Annotated in this window: 13 protein-coding genes and 1 pseudogene; 5 read left to right on the forward strand and 9 right to left on the reverse strand. The window is 63.3% G+C overall.

Going from position 1 to position 14171, the window contains the following annotated elements; genetic code table 11:
- Window positions 1-120: 120 nt before the first annotated feature.
- The gene (locus tag ACH79_RS17105) at window positions 121-405 is read right to left on the reverse strand and encodes a glutathione binding-like protein (RefSeq protein ID WP_161852034.1); all 285 of its coding nucleotides are present in this window, start codon (window positions 403-405) and stop codon (window positions 121-123) included.
- A 23-nt stretch (window positions 406-428) separates the two neighbouring features.
- Here ACH79_RS17105 and ACH79_RS17110 point away from each other — a divergent pair.
- A pseudogene (locus ACH79_RS17110) lies at window positions 429-593 on the forward strand (IS481 family transposase); the annotation flags it as partial.
- A gap of 76 nt (window positions 594-669) precedes the next feature.
- On the opposite strand, the gene ACH79_RS17115 reads toward ACH79_RS17110, so the two are convergent.
- Together ACH79_RS17115 and ACH79_RS17120 are read right to left on the reverse strand one after the other, a co-directional pair.
- Window positions 670-1479, reverse strand: coding sequence for an MBL fold metallo-hydrolase (locus tag ACH79_RS17115; RefSeq protein ID WP_161852035.1), 810 nt, complete (start codon window positions 1477-1479; stop codon window positions 670-672).
- Complete coding sequence (locus ACH79_RS17120; RefSeq protein ID WP_161852036.1) at window positions 1476-1850, reverse strand: Crp/Fnr family transcriptional regulator; 375 nt, start codon at window positions 1848-1850, stop codon at window positions 1476-1478. The genes ACH79_RS17115 and ACH79_RS17120 overlap by 4 nt, the downstream gene beginning before the upstream one ends.
- Before the next feature lie 240 nt (window positions 1851-2090).
- On the opposite strand from ACH79_RS17120, the gene ACH79_RS17125 reads away from it, so the two are divergent.
- Both ACH79_RS17125 and ACH79_RS17130 read left to right on the forward strand, forming a co-directional pair.
- Entirely contained in the window at window positions 2091-3110 is a 1020-nt protein-coding gene (locus tag ACH79_RS17125; protein WP_371419419.1) for a hypothetical protein, read from the forward strand.
- A 90-nt stretch (window positions 3111-3200) separates the two neighbouring features.
- Window positions 3201-4691, forward strand: a complete 1491-nt coding sequence (locus ACH79_RS17130) for a hypothetical protein (RefSeq protein WP_161852037.1) — start codon at window positions 3201-3203, stop codon at window positions 4689-4691.
- A gap of 24 nt (window positions 4692-4715) precedes the next feature.
- Here the strand turns inward: ACH79_RS17130 and ACH79_RS17135 are convergent, their stop codons facing one another.
- The 3 genes from ACH79_RS17135 to putA form a co-directional block, all read right to left on the reverse strand.
- Complete coding sequence (locus ACH79_RS17135; protein ID WP_161852038.1) at window positions 4716-5363, reverse strand: glutathione S-transferase family protein; 648 nt, start codon at window positions 5361-5363, stop codon at window positions 4716-4718.
- A gap of 8 nt (window positions 5364-5371) precedes the next feature.
- A complete protein-coding gene (locus ACH79_RS17140; protein ID WP_161852039.1) occupies window positions 5372-6577 on the reverse strand; it encodes a CaiB/BaiF CoA-transferase family protein in 1206 nt (401 codons plus the stop codon).
- A 110-nt stretch (window positions 6578-6687) separates the two neighbouring features.
- The gene (putA, locus tag ACH79_RS17145) at window positions 6688-9699 is read right to left on the reverse strand and encodes a bifunctional proline dehydrogenase/L-glutamate gamma-semialdehyde dehydrogenase PutA (RefSeq protein WP_161852040.1); all 3012 of its coding nucleotides are present in this window, start codon (window positions 9697-9699) and stop codon (window positions 6688-6690) included.
- 112 nt (window positions 9700-9811) lie between these two features.
- Here putA and ACH79_RS17150 point away from each other — a divergent pair, with 112 nt between their 5' ends.
- On the forward strand, window positions 9812-10276 hold the full coding sequence (locus ACH79_RS17150; protein WP_202639258.1) for an Lrp/AsnC ligand binding domain-containing protein: 465 nt from the start codon (window positions 9812-9814) through the stop codon (window positions 10274-10276).
- 161 nt (window positions 10277-10437) lie between these two features.
- Window positions 10438-11097 carry a hypothetical protein gene (locus ACH79_RS17155; RefSeq protein WP_246738574.1) on the forward strand — a complete coding sequence of 220 codons (660 nt, stop codon included), beginning with the start codon at window positions 10438-10440 and terminating at the stop codon, window positions 11095-11097.
- A 146-nt stretch (window positions 11098-11243) separates the two neighbouring features.
- Here ACH79_RS17155 and ACH79_RS17160 read toward each other — a convergent pair whose 3' ends face one another.
- The 3 genes from ACH79_RS17160 to ACH79_RS17170 form a co-directional block, all read right to left on the reverse strand.
- A complete protein-coding gene (locus ACH79_RS17160) occupies window positions 11244-11444 on the reverse strand; it encodes a cold-shock protein (protein WP_028351035.1) in 201 nt (66 codons plus the stop codon).
- A gap of 256 nt (window positions 11445-11700) precedes the next feature.
- Window positions 11701-11952, reverse strand: a complete 252-nt coding sequence (locus ACH79_RS17165; protein WP_161852041.1) for a hypothetical protein — start codon at window positions 11950-11952, stop codon at window positions 11701-11703.
- A 201-nt stretch (window positions 11953-12153) separates the two neighbouring features.
- Window positions 12154-13887 carry an adenylate/guanylate cyclase domain-containing protein gene (locus ACH79_RS17170; protein WP_161852042.1) on the reverse strand — a complete coding sequence of 578 codons (1734 nt, stop codon included), beginning with the start codon at window positions 13885-13887 and terminating at the stop codon, window positions 12154-12156.
- Window positions 13888-14171: the final 284 nt, after the last annotated feature.

The following is a 14171-nucleotide window of genomic DNA, read 5'->3' on the forward strand; positions in this document are numbered from 1 at the left end:
TAGATGTAGCAAGTGGAATGCAAAGCAACGGAACCGGACCCGTGAGCCGGCAGTTGCAAGATGAGGTCGGCGGCGTAACGCCCGCCGGCCTTTTTCTTGTGCGGTGATCGAACTGCTACCTTACGACTTCGCCGAAGGCCGCTCGCCCACCCGCGCCATCCACGCCACGATGTTGGCATTCGCCGTATCGAGCGGCTGGCCGACCTGGCCGGCGAAATCGAGCCAGCCATAGAGCAGGATATCCGCCAGCGTGAAGCGCTTGCCGCAGAGATAGCCGCGACCGTCGGCCATCTGGCCGTTGAGCCATTGCAGGCGATTGGCGGCGATCATCTTGAGGCCGGGCGAGCAGGGAATTCGCTTCTCGAAAAACTTCAGGCCTTCGCCAAAACGGAAGCCGTTGCCCATATGCTCGCAGATGTTGAGATCGACGCGCCGTCTCCACCACCAAGGCCTACGTCAGCTTCAAAGGCAGATTGTGGAAGGTCCCCCAGGCCTTTCGTGGCGAGCGGCTTGCGATCCGTCCACTCGATACTGACGGCAGGTTCGGAATATTCTTCGCCGCGCATCAGGTCGCGGCAATCGATTTGGGCTGATCCAAAAGTGTCAACCATGTCCCCGAACAGGTGTAAGCTATGTCGCCGGGCTGAGCACTGCGCTCGCAATGACGGGTCAGTCGTCGAGCTTGTTGAGGTCGCGCACCGACTGCATGATCGGCTCGAAATTCGCCCGCGCATCGAGCGCATCGAACAATTGCGCGGTGTCCGACAGCAATCCGTGCGAACGCTGGATCGCAATCCGCACGTCGTCCTGCGGCGTATCGGACAGCCGGCCGTGCCCCGACAGCAGGATCTTTGAGTTCAGGCCCTTCAGCCGCTCCAGCGATTGGATGTAGTCGGCGATGCTGCCGGAGCCGAACACGCCGCCCATCACACCGCCGGGCATCAGCGTATCGGAGGCGAACAGCAGGCCCTTGTCCTGGTCGAACAGCGTGATGCAGGCCGAGGTGTGGCCTGGCGTGTACATCACGTTGAGGCGGAAATTGCCGAGGTCGATCAGATTGCCTTCTTCCAGCCAGAGATCGATGTTGATCGGCACGTTCGGCTCGTTGAACATCTTGCGCAGCATCGAGAAGTCATCGTGCAGCATGATCTTGTTGGCGGCCAGCCGATGCGCGGCGATGAACGCGCGGCCGTGGAACTGATAGGCCGCGCCGATATGGTCGAGATGCTCGTGGCTCAGCACCACCATGTCGATGTCGTCGGGCTTCACCCCAAGATGGTCGAGGCACGTCAGCAGGTGCGGAAAATTCGAGGATAGCCCGACATCGATCATGATGGTGCGCGAGCTGCCGCGCACCAGATAGGCGTTCGCCGCGCGGTTCTTGAAGCGGACCTGGTAGACGTCCTCGGCCGCCTCGATCAGCGTGCAGACGTCGCTGTCGAGCAGAGTCTTGAACGGGCTCGGCTTGCGGTCGCTCATGAACCGGCCGCGGTTCTGAAGGCGACCGAATTGGAGGCCCGCAAGCGCTTGCTGAGCGCATCCATGATCATCAGCGCAAAGGCCGGCTGCTGGCTGACCAGGTAAACGAAGCGAGCATGATTGATCCGCATCACGCGGGTGTGGGGGGCGGCGGCAATGGCGGTTGCCGATCGGGACGAGCCGTCAATGACGGCCATCTCGCCGAAGAACTCGCCCTTGCCGAGGGTGACGATCACGGTCTTGCTGGCGCCGTTCATCTTGGCGATCTCGACCTTGCCGTCGAGCACGACGAAGAGTTCCCGCCCGGTCGAGCCTTCCTCAAAAATGACGTCATCTACATCAAACTCGTTGATGCATTTTTCGATGGTCATGGCGGCCACCTGCCTTTCTGGCTGGTCGGTCGCTCCATGTTAGTCGGGAAACAGACCGGCGCAAACGGAACACAGATGCCGCAGGGCAGCATAGAGCGCCTCGAACGGGGGACGGCCGGCAGGCGACGGCCCAAAAGCCGGGCCGGATGAGTTCCTAAAATTTAGGTAAGGCCGATGCCGGTAACGATTTGGCAAGCAATAAAAGTTACCAAATGGTCAATCAATTCTGGAGAATCCAACGTGAGCGATCAGCAACCCCAGCCCACCAGCGATGAAACCGGAAATATCGGCGTCGGGCCGACAGCGCCCGACATGCCGACGCCGGGCGAGCCGGTAACGGCCGCGGCTGAGGTCGAGGCGGCACAACTCGCGCCCGAGCAGGAGACCTCGCCCAAGCCCGACGCCCCCAAGGTGGAGGCCGTCAAAATGGAAGTGCCAAAGGTCGAGGCGCCAAAGGCCGAAGCTCCCAAAATCGACGCTCCCAAGATCGACGCCGTGAAGCCGGAGGCGCCCCGCTTCCCCGGCAACGTGACGATCATGTCGCCTGGCGATCGCGTCGGCTCCGAGACGAAGGCTGCGCCGGCGGAAGCTTCGTCCGGCAAGCACAGGTTCGGCGCGATGGCCGCCGTGGTGGCGCTGGCGACGGTGTCGGGCGCGCTCGGTGGCGCGCTGGCAACCGCGGGGATCGGAAAATTGATGGCCCAGGAAACGGCCGCGGCCCCAGTGAAGGACAGCGCGCTGGAAGCCTCGGTGACGCGGATCGATGCCGAGATCGTCGCGCTGAAGGCGAGCCTCGAACATACCGCGAAGGCCGGCGTGACCCAGTTCAACAAGGCCAGCGACCGCCTTGACAAGGTTGAGAAGGCGCAGGCCGAGCCTGCCGCAAAGATCGCCAAGCTCAGCGAATCCGTTGACAAGCTCCGCGCTGCCCAGGCATCCGCAGCGACGGCTGCCGCTGCGCCGGCTCCCGCAAAGGACGTGACGGGCACGGTACCGCAGCAGGTTGCTGCCGCCGCACCTGCTCCGGCAGCCGCGCCCACACCCGCTCCGCCCAAGTCTGAAGTTGCCCGGCTGCCGACCGTCGAAGGCTGGGTGTTGCGGGACGTCGCCAACGGTAGCGCCCTGATCGAGAGCCGCCGCGGCATGTACGAGGTCTATGCCGGCGATCCCGTGCCGGGCCTTGGCCGGGTCGATGCCATTCGCAAGCAGGACGGCCGCTGGGTGGTTGTGACCAGCAAGGGGCTGATCGTCGCGCGCTGACAGCTCGATATCTGAACAGGATGGCGCTTCACGGTGACGTGAAGCGCCTTTTTTCTTGAATAGGCCTCTTTGCGCGGTGTTAGTTGGGACATGAGCCGCGCGCCACGATTTCTTGCCATCGTCCTGTTTCTGCTGTGCGGCGCCTCGCCGGCATATGCGGCGCAAGATGCACCCCTGGAACGCGGCGCCGCTATCACTGATCCAGTAACGCTGCGTGAACTCGATGGCGGAAAATTCCGCCTCGATCGGCTGCTGCTGCCGGAGCGGTCGTCGGATACGCCGCTCGCCAATAGCGAGCTGTTCGCCGTGCCGTTGATGACGCCGGTCCGGCAGGCGATCGACGGCGAGTTCGATCGCTATATCGCGTGGCATCGTGCGAACCTTGCGAAGGAAACGATCGGCGTCGGCGAGGGCTTCGATTTCCAATTGTTCGACCGTACGCTTCTCTATTCGGCCGAGACGCGGTTCGTGCTCGCCGGCATCGTCAACCGAATGGACCGCACCTACGCCGCGGAGGCAAGCTGCGGCGAGATCCGCCTGATCTACCGCCTGACGCGGATGAACCAAGCGGCCGGGGATCATGCTTCGCCGCCACGGCTGCCGATGACGCTGAACCTCGTGCTGAAGGCGAAGGGCGAGGGGGAAGCGATCACTTGTCCTGAAATCGCCGCTCGCTGGCTTGCCGCGCCGCTCGCTGGGACGGACCTGATCCGTCATGAAAATATCGATCGCATCGAGACCAATCTGCAGATCGCGCACGCGCCGAAATCAGCCGTGCGCGATTTCCGCACCGATTATCTGTTGAAGGTGTTTCGCTACGATCAGAACGCGCGCGCGTTCGCGGAAGCGCCGATGGAAAACCAGATCGACCGCGCGCGCCTTCTGGCGGACGATGGCCTCAAGCGCGAGTTCAGGGCGTGGTTGCTCGATCCTATCAATCTCGCCGCGTTCGACCTAGGCACTGTGCTGATCCCGGAAAAATTCCTCGCTCAAGGCGCGATTGCGCCAACGCCGGTCGGGTTCGATCCGTCGGATCTGGAGCCAGAGTTTGGTTTGGTGCAGGGAGAGGGCGCCGTGTTCAGCGAGGCCGATGTCGTGGCTGCGCTAAGGAAGGTCGCGGAAGGTGGCGGAAAGCTGCAGAACATACGCTCGCTTGCCGGGTTCGAGCGACGGCTCAACGATGTGACCTGTTCCGGCTGCCACCAGACGCGCGGCATCGGCGGTTTTCATTTCCCCGGCGTCGACTGGATGGCGGACAAGCCGTCGAACTCGACCGTGGTGCCGGGATCGCCGCATTTCTTCGGCGACCAGATCCGCCGCCGCGATATTCTCGCAAGCCTGCGCGACGGCAAACAGCCGGATTACTCGCGCGGCTTTGCCAGCCGTCCGCAGTTGCGCGGCAGCACCGAGCTCGCCGGCACCAACTATTACGACGGCTGGGGCGCGCATTGCTATGTGCAGGCCAGGCAAGCTGCCAACAATGACGCGAGTTTTCGCGACTGGACCTGCGCCGAGGGGCTGAGCTGTCAGGCCGCCGGCAAGATCTCGCGTATCGGCATGTGCTTCGTTAAAGGCCGCTAGCGCTACACGGGCTCACTTGATCGGTCACTTGGCGTAGTGCGTGAGGCGCTTGCCGGGCAACAGATCGTAGGCCGATTTCCAGCCCGGCAATTGCGCCATCCGCCCGAGCCAGGCATTGATCGCGGGATGGCTCACAGCCCAATCATATCCGGTCTCGTCGGCGGGATAATGTAGATAGGCCATCATCGAAATGTCGGCTACCGTCGGCCGCTCGCCGATCGCAAATGCATTCTTCTGCAGATGCTGCTCGAGGATCGACAGGAAGTCATCAATCCGCCTGCGGAAATGCTTCAGCACATGCTCATCCGGCGATGGCGTGAAGGTCCGAAAATAGCGGTAGGTTGCCATGTAGCCGGTGAGCTTGTGGTTGTCCCAGAACAGCCAGCGCAGCAACTCGAACTGCTCCTGCTCGGTCTCGCCGCCGAACCGGCCGAATTGCTTGGCCAGCTTGAGCAGGATCGGCGCGGTCTGGGTGAGGCGCTCGCCGTCCTCTTCCAGCACCGGGATTTCGCCCATCGCGTTGACGTCGCGCCGCCATTCCGGTGTGCGCGTGACGCCGCCGCCGAAATCGGTCCATACGGGCTCGAACTTCTGCCCGCACAATGTGAGCATCAGCGCGAGCTTGTAGCTGTTTCCCGACTCCGGGAAGTAATGCAGACGATAGCTGGGCATGGATTACCTCACGCCACCGCGCCGGCCGCGCGCAGCTTGCCGATGGCCGCTTCGTCATAGCCCGCGGCGTGCAGGATTTCGTCGCTGTGCTCGCCGATGCCGGGTGGCTTGCGCGGCTGAACCTTCTTGCTGCCATCCACCCAGATCGGGCTGGAGATCGTCAGCATGGTGTCGTTCTCGAACGGCACCAGCACTTCGTTCTCGATCATCTGCTTGTCGTCCGGGATGTCGTCGAGAATGCCGACCACGCCGAATACAAGGCCGTTGCCGTCGAGGATCTTGCGCCATTCCGCAAGGTCCTTCCTTGCGAACGTCTCGTCGAAGATCTTGATCAGTTCGAGCGAGCGCGCATGGCGGTCCTTCTTGGTCTCGAAGCGCGCATCGGTGATAAGATCCTCGCGGCCGAGGCAGCGCGCCAGCGTCGGCCATTGCCTGTCCTCGTTGAGCAGGGAGAGGATCAGCCAGCGTCCGTCCTTGCATTGGTAGTGGTTGGTCACCGCATTCAGCGCGCGCTCGCGCGGGCGACGCTCGCCGAACTTCGCGCCGACCAGCTTGGCCTGCGCCAGCACCGAAGCCGCCCATATGCCGTTGGCCATCAGGTTGGAACTGACATGCGAGCCCTTGCCAGTGCGCTCGCGCTTGTAGAGCGCGGTGACGATCGCGCCGTAAAATGCCATGGCGCAGGGGTGGTCGCCCATGCCCGCTATCGAACGCGCTGGCGTGGTGTGTTCATCCGCGCGAACCAGGTCCATCAACCCCGAGCGCGCCCAATATGCATTGGAGTCGAAGCCGGGCTTGTTGGCTTCCTCACCCTTTTCGCCATAGCCGGTGAACGACGCGTAGATCAGGCGCTCATTGTGGGGCGCCAGATGCTCATGGGTGATGCCGAGCCGCTCGCGCACCTGCGGCGGATAGTTGGTAATGAAGACGTCGGCCTGGGCGGCGAGGCGATGCAGCACGGCCTGGCCCTCGGGCTTGGAGAGATCGAGCGCGAGGCTGCGCTTGTTGCGGGCTTCCAGCATCCACGCGAAATTATGCTCGCTATGCGGATAGCCGGGCAAATTCGGCAGGTTGCGATAGGGATCGCCGGTGCCGGGCGGCTCGATCTTGATCACGTCGGCGCCGAAATCCGACAGCACGGTCGCGGCCGCAGGCGCTGCGATGAAGCTCGCGCAGTCCAGAACCTTGAGGCCTTCGAAAATACCCTTATCCATCGTAGCGCCGCTCCGTGTGGCTTGTCTGATTGTTTTTCGTGGGTCGGAATTACCGCCAGCGAAAGCTGGCATTCGGACGCCATTTGACCCATCTCGGGTGGGCGATGCAACTACTCGCCGCCAGACATCAGCGCTGCATTTCCGCCGGCTGCGGCGGTATTGATGGTCACCGTCTGTTCGGTCGCAAAACGCGCCAGATAATGCGGCCCGCCGGCCTTCGGCCCGGTGCCTGAAAGCCCGTGGCCGCCGAACGGCTGGACGCCGACGACCGCGCCGATCATGTTGCGGTTGACGTAGATGTTGCCGACCTGAAGCCGTTCGATCGTGTCTTCCACCGTATCGTCGATCCGGGAATGAATGCCGAGGGTGAGCCCATAGCCCGAGCGCTCGACCGATTGCAGCACATGGTCGAACCGGTCGGCGCGGTAGCGCACCACGTGCAGCACCGGACCGAACACCTCTTCCGTGAGGTGGCCGGCATCGGACAATTCGAAAATATGCGGCGCGACGTAATTGCCTTGTGGTGCGCTACCCGCGAAGTGCACATGGGCTTCCTTCTTCATGCGTGCGATATGCGCGTCCAGCCGCTGCTTGGCCTCGACATCGATCACTGGCCCGATATGCGTGGCGGGATCAGCGGGATCGCCGATGACGAGCTCGCGCGCCGCGCCTGCGATCATCTCGATCATGCGGTCGGCGACGTCATCCTGCAGGAACAGCAACCGCAGCGCCGAACAGCGCTGGCCGGCGGAGCGGAACGCCGAGGTCACGACGTCGTCCGCGACCTGTTCGGGCAGGGCGGTGGCGTCGACGATCATCGCATTGATACCGCCGGTCTCGGCGATGAGCGGCACGATCGGCCCGTCCTTGGCGGCGAGCGCGCGGTTGATCGTGCGCGCTACTTCGGTCGAACCCGTGAAGACGACACCGGCGATGTCGGGATGCGCCACGAGCGCGCCGCCAATCCTTCCATCGCCTGCTAGCATATGCAGCGCTGAGGTGGGCACGCCGGCTTCATGCAACAGCCGCACGGCCTCGGCCGCAATCAGCGGCGTCTGCTCGGCCGGCTTCGCGACGACCGCATTGCCGGCCATCAATGCCGCGGTAACCTGGCCCAGGAAGATCGCGAGCGGAAAATTCCACGGTGAAATCGCGACGAAGACGCCGCGGCCGCGCAGGCAGAGAGTGTTGCTCTCGCCCGTCGGTCCCGGCATCGCCTTGCCTTCGCCGAACAGTTCACGCCCCTGCGCGGCATAGTAGCGGCAGAAGTCCACGGCCTCGCGGACTTCCGATACCGAGTCGTCCAATGTCTTGCCGCCTTCGTGTTGCAGCAGTGCGATGAAATGCGCTGTGCGCCGTTCCAGGAGATCGGCGGCCTTTTCCAAGATGGCGGCACGTGTCTCGGCTGCCGTTCTGGCCCAATGCTTGAAGCCGCCTCGCGCTGCCAGTATCGCCGCATTGGCTTCGGCCTCAGTTGCGTCTGCGACGCTTCCTGGTGTCGGCAATGGTACGGTGGCAATGGCCGAAACCAATTGCTCGAGCGCCGCGCGTTCACCGAATTCGATTCCGCGAGAGTTTTTCCGGTTGGCTCCGTAGAGATCGCGCGGCAGCGGAATGTTCGGATGTGTTGCATTGTCTGCACGACCGATGATATCGGCCGGACGCCGCAGCAATTGCGACACCGGCACCGCCGCGTCGGCGGCGAGCGCGACAAAGGACGAGTTGGCGCCATTCTCCAATAGCCGCCGCACCAGATAGGCAAGGAGGTCGCGATGACTGCCGACTGGCGCGTAGGTGCGATGGGCGATGTCGGAGCGGTCGTCGCCGAGCTTTGCATAGAGCGCCTCGCCCATGCCGTGCAGGCGCTGGAATTCGAAGCCGCTTCGGTCCGTTGCCAGTTCGAGGATGGTCGCGACGGTGAGCGCATTATGGGTGGCGAATTGCGGAAAAATCCGTGGCCGCAGCGCCAGCAATTGTTTTGCGCAAGCGAGGTAGTTCAGATCCGTCATCGCCTTGCGGGTGAACACGGGGTAGCCGTCGAGTCCCCGTTCCTGCGCGCGCTTGATCTCGGTGTCCCAATAGGCGCCCTTGACCAGCCGCACCATCATTTTGCGGTCGAGGCTGCGTGCGAGGCGATCGACGTAATCGATCACTGCGCCGGCGCGCTTCTGATAGGCCTGGATCGCCAGCCCGAACCCGTCCCAGCCTGCCAGCGAGGGATCGGCGAACGCTGCCGATATCACGTCGAGCGACACTTCCAGCCGGTCCGCTTCTTCGGCATCGACGGTGAAGTTGAGGTTATGGGATTTGGCTTGCCTTGCGAGATTGATCAGCCGCGGCACCAGTTCGTTCATCACCCGGGCGCGGCTCACCGCCTCGAAGCGTGGATGCAATGCCGAGAGCTTGACCGAAATGCCGGGACGGTCGGGCAGGGGACGATCACCGGCCGTACGGCCGATCGCCTCGATTGCAATTGAATAGGAATTGAAATAGCGCGCGGCGTCATCGGCGGTGCGCGCGCCTTCGCCGAGCATATCGAAGGAGTAGCGTTGGTGGCGCGACGAATACGGCTGAGCGCGCGACAGCGCCGCGTCGATGGTCTCGCCGAGCACGAAATGATTGCCCATCAGCCGCATCGCCTGACGAGTCGCCGCCCGCACGGCCGGCGCGCCCAGCCGCTTGGTCAGTCGGCCGATGGTCCCCTGCGGGGTCTCGCCGGGCTGGATCACGCGGGCCGACATGCCGAGCGCCCAGGCCGAAGCATTGACCAGGAACGCGCTCGACCTCGTCTCGTGATGGACGAAGTCACCCTGGGCGAGCTTGTCCTCGATGAACTGGTCGGCGGTGCGTGCGTCGGGCACGCGCAACAGCGCTTCCGCCAGCACCATCAGCGCCAGCCCCTCCTTGGTAGACAGCGCGAACTCGCGCAGCATGTCCTCGACCCCGCCGAGCGGATCGTCATTGGCCCTGATCGCTTCGATCAGCACTGTCGCCACGCGGTCGATGTTTTGCTCCTGCGCTGCGCCCAGCCCCGCGGCGCCGAGGAGCCCGGCGGCCATGGCACGATCGTCGGGCGCGTAGGGCGCGCTGAAGGGCGGCAGGACGGGCGGAGAGGTCGACATGCAGTTCTCTTGGCTATTTGCGCAAGCTTACCGCCACTTCAGCCGTAGTTCGATAGACAAATTCGCAGTTTTGCCTTAGATAGTCTGGACGATATTACATCTGGCCGGATAAATGATTGATATTGACAAGATAGACCGCAGAATCCTCTCAATTCTTCAGGCGGATGGCCGTATCGCCAACGTCGAGCTGGCCGAGCGGATCGGGCTCTCGCCGACGTCGATCGGCGAGCGGCTCAAACGGCTGCAGCGCGACGGCTTTGTCGAAGGCTACGGCGCCCGGCTCAATCCGCATCGACTGGGGTTGGGCTTGCTCGTGTTCGTCGAGGTGATGCTCGACAAGACCACGCCCGATGTCTTCGAACGGTTTGCCAAGGCCGTGCAGACCGCGCCCGAAGTGCTGGAGTGCCACATGGTGGCGGGCGGCTTCGACTATCTGGTCAAGGCCCGGGTCGCCGACATGACGGCCTACCGCCGGTTCCTCGGCGAAAGCCTGCTGGCGCTGCCGGGCGTGCGCGAGACGCGGACTTACGCCGTGATGGAAGAGGTCAAGCGCGACGCCCCGCTGCCGGTCGGTTAGCGCCGCCTCTCCGACCCCCCGGCGCGGAACAACTGGCGCACGGACAACACAGCAAGCGGAATTTCCGCGGCGCAGTCCCCAGATCGCAGCCTTGCTTGTTGGCAGTGCGCGGGAGCCGCGCTAATCGTCACGAACGCCGTCGCTTGGGAACTGCGGGAATGATGAGAGACGCCGCTCTGCCGATATGGGGACGCCTCACGCGGAACGGCCTTGCGGCCGCGCTTGTCGCTTTTGTCGCTGCGCTGTTTGCAGCGCCGCCGGCGCGAGCGATCGAGATGAGTGCCGAAGTCGCCAACCTCTATAGCTCGGTTTCGATCTATCCGCCGTCCGCCACCTCCATGACCGTCTGCTACGGCTTCGTCTGCCGCCGCCGCGAGATTCTTGATTTCACGGCCGGCGACCGCAGCGCGCTGACCCAGATTATGGCGGCGGGCCGCGCCTCAGCCGCGGCCGAGCGCGCCGCGATTCAGAAGGCGGTGGTGTGGTTTGATCGCCGCATGGGGCCGATCCTTGGCACCAACAAGCGCGTGGCGAAAGCGGACTTTCGCTACTTCGACGACAAGCACAATTACGATTGCTGGGACACCACGCGCAACACCACCAGCCTGCTCCTGGTGCTGCGGGAGTGGGGCCTGCTGAAGCATCACGCGATCGGCGATCCGCGCTATCGCGGCAATACGCTGGTATTGCAGACGCCGCACAACACCGCGGTGCTGGTCGATCGCGTCACCAAGGTCGAATGGGTCGTCGACCTCTGGCCGCGCGGCTATCTGCAGCCACCGGACGTGATGACGGTCCAGAAGTGGGTTACGGAAGATTGAGCGGCCGGATTTGGCGCAACGACTTGCCATCGCGCGTGCAGAAGCGGTGCCCGCTCCGCCGAACGCTCACAGTTTTCGAGAAATTTTTTAAGCCCAACTCCCGGATCTAACTCCGAGAGCGTGCCGTTGCCGGTTGCGCCTGCGCGCTAAACCTTGAGGTTCTCGGCCGAAGTCTTGCCGCGGTTGGCGATCTCTTCGTACTCGACGGTCTGCCCTTCATTGAGGGTCGAAAGCCCGGCTTTCTCAACTGCCGAAATATGAACGAACACGTCCTTGCCGCCGCTCGAGGGCTGGATAAATCCGTAGCCCTTTGTCGGATTGAACCACTTCACCGTACCCTTAGCCATTCACGTCGTCTCCGCGGAATCAAAAAAATATACGAGCCGCCGGTCCCCGCACTAACCGGCATGCCCGCAGCATCAGGATACGCGGGTTAGGGCGGGCTGGGTAGCGCAAACGGACCGGCCGATTCGGCGAAAAAGCCCCCATTCGCCGCCGATTTCCGCCGTTTTGCCGATTTCCGCGCTCATTTGGGCCGATCGATGCGAAAACCCCGGCCGCGCGAGCGGCCGGGGCTTTGCGGACTGAACGGCTGCGGCCGGATCAGTAGCAGACGTTCACCGTGCGCCAGCGGAAGCCGAACGGCGTCATCACCCGGCGGGTCACGTAGCAGCCTCCATAGCCATAGCCGCCACCGATCAGGCCGATGCTGATGCCATGACCATGGCCGTGGCCAAAGTGATGGTGGTGATGGTGATGCGGCCAGAACCCGCCCGCCGAAGCGGTGTTGGGAGCCAGCGCGACGACGCCGAGGGACGCGGCGGCAACAAGGGCGAGAGTCATTTTGCGAAGCATGGTCGTTCTCTTTCAAATGTGCGCGGTCGACATTTCGTCTTGGCGCGGGTTTAAGTTTCAGTCTTACCCATCGCCAATCTGTCGTGTGCTTGAGAGAGCGGGTTCGAGGTTTCAGCGCCGCGTTCGCCGACAATTTTCTGAACGATTATTCAGGTGTGAAAAACATCACACACGCTTCGAACCGCTATAATTGAAGCGTTTTCACGCTGCCGCGCTTTGCTGTTCGTTAACCAGCGCCGACAAGGTTCGCGCATCCATTACCGTGCGCACGATCATCGGTTCGTTGCGTCCGCGAATCTCGACGTCATGCTGCGGCAACGCATCGGCGTCGAGGCCAGCCGTTGCGCGAACTTCATCGGAGATGACGGCTTCGCATGCAAGGCTCTTGGTCATGTCCTGCAGCCGCGCCGCGACATTGACGGGATCGCCGAGCGCGGTGAACACCATGTGATCGCGATAGCCGATGTCGCCGACGATCACCTCGCCGCCATTGATGCCGATGCCGAAGCGGATCGGCTCGCGCAGATCATGTTCGAGAAACTTGTTCAGGGCGTCGACGTTGGCGGCGATCATCGCCGCCGCCTTCAGGGCCTGACGGCAAGCGTTCTGCCGGCTGGTCGCAAGCCCAAACAGCGCCAGCATGCCGTCGCCGACGAACTGGTTCGGCCTGCCCCCGCTCTCGATCACCGCCTGCGATACCGCGCCGAGGAAGCGGTTGACGATGAAGACGGTGTCGAACGGCAGGCGCTTTTCCGCCAGCTTAGTCGAGCCGCGCATGTCCACGAACAGGCTGACGAGATAGCGCTCCTGGCCGATCCGCGTCGGGTTCGAATCGTGGTGGTCGGCGGATATCGTATGCGGCAGGAACAGCTGGAAAAACGAGAGGTCGGCCGGCGGCCGTAACTGGCAGGCGAGACGGATCGATGGATCCGACGTGCCGACCCGGCCGAGCACGAAAGCCTCGCGCTGCGAAGGCTCTGGCAGCGCGCTGCAGTCGCCGATGATGCGGATGCGGCAGGTCGAGCAACGGGCCCGACCGCCGCAGACGCTGGCATGCGGCACGTTGTTGCGCAGGCTCGCCTCGAGCACGCTGAGGCCCTTCGGCACACGCACCGTGCGGCCGTTGCCGTAGGAGAGGTTGATCATGCCGCGGCGGCGTTCGTTGGCGGCGCGGACGCCGCGCGCCACCAGCGCGATGCCGATCAGGCCGAAATAGCCGAACAGGAAATAGTCGGTGATGCGATCGAGCTTCTGCGCCTCCGCGCGCGTGCCGATCTGGCGCTCCGACTGGGTTTCCGCCCGCCACTCGGTGCTGTCATTGTCGATCACCATGCGCCCGCTCTGATAGAAGCCGAGCATGGAGAGCGTCGGGATCAGCACCGCCGCGGCGAGCAGGAACGGCGCGGCGCGCTTGTAGAACGCCCGCATCCGGAGCCAGAGATAGAGCCCGATGCAACCATGGACCCAGGCGATGGTCATCACTGCGAGCATCATCGGGATCCGCCATGGCGCCCAGATCCAGTACAGGAACAGTATCTGCGGATAGAGTTTCTCGTGCCCGTAGAGCGTCTGGCCGAGCCGAACGCCGATGATGTGTGCGATGATCATCATCGGTATGCTGAGGCCGAGCGCCAGTTGCAGCGGCTCGATTGCCTTCCAGCGAAATTGCCGGCGTTCATACAGCGCCCAGATGCCGAGCGCGGTGTGCACCAGGCATGCCGCATAGAACAGGATCGTGACCGGCAGGAATTGCCAGAATGCCATGTGGAGCTGGACGCCGCTCGCCAGCGCCTCCAGCGAGATATTACCGAGCGCGTGGTTGAGGAAATGGCTGACCAGATAGGCGAACAGGATCACGCCGGTGGCGAGACGGACCTGCCGCAGGCTGATGCCGCGGACGAAGGTCGTGATCTGGTCTCGGGAGAGGGCGGCCATGCGATCCACAGGGTCAATATTGGGCGATATTAGTGCGCCATTTGGACGATGAATACCATCCATCGTCGTCCCTGCGAACGCAGGGACCCATACTGGGCGGCCTCTTAGTGTCACCGTGGCTCATGCCGTTTTCCCCGCCGCCGTCTGGTGGCTATAGGTCCCTGCTTTCGCAGGGACGACGACCAACTTTTTTCCCGTTGCGGCAGGTTGACACTCCAGGGGTGGTCGAGGAGAAAGCGCGCCGTGACCATAGCCCCACCCGATAAGCCCGGAGCCAGTTCCGC

The organism is Bradyrhizobium sp. CCBAU 051011 (assembly GCF_009930815.1).
Classification (GTDB): domain Bacteria; phylum Pseudomonadota; class Alphaproteobacteria; order Rhizobiales; family Xanthobacteraceae; genus Bradyrhizobium.